The 416-nt window shown below is 70.4% G+C and carries 1 pseudogene; it reads left to right on the top strand.

Features of this window, described 5'->3' with window-relative positions:
• Window positions 1-414 (top strand): annotated as a pseudogene (locus tag L687_RS30020) (gfo/Idh/MocA family oxidoreductase); the annotation flags it as partial.
• Window positions 415-416: the final 2 nt, after the last annotated feature.

Here is a 416-nt window from a genome sequence, read left to right as displayed (position 1 = left end):
ATCTTCGCGTCGTACCAGCAGTGCCATTTCACGCCCGACTACTGGCGCAACTACACCGTGATCGGCACCGAGGGCCGCATCGAGAACTTCGGCGACGTGGCCGGCAGTGAGGTCAAGCTGTGGAACCGGCGTCATGCCGGAGCGGCGGCGGCCGACGAGACCTTCATCGTCCCGGAGGTGCCCGACGCGGGGCACGACGGTGCGGACGCCCTGCTCGTCGCGGAGTTCCTGCGCTTCGTGCGCCACGGCGGACTCACCGAGACGTCGCCCGTCGCGGCCCGCGAGGCCGTCGCCGCCGGCATCCTCGCCACCGCGTCGCTGCGGGGTGACGGCTCCGCGATCGAGATCCCGCCGCTGGATCCCGATCTCGTCGCCTACTTCGAGCGCGGGCAGGTCGAGGCCGCACTGGTATGAGT

Source organism: Microbacterium maritypicum MF109 (genome assembly GCF_000455825.1).
GTDB classification, from domain to species: domain Bacteria; phylum Actinomycetota; class Actinomycetes; order Actinomycetales; family Microbacteriaceae; genus Microbacterium; species Microbacterium maritypicum_A.
The sequence above is the reverse complement of the archived record's forward strand: the minus strand, read 5'-3'. Positions and strand labels throughout refer to the sequence as shown.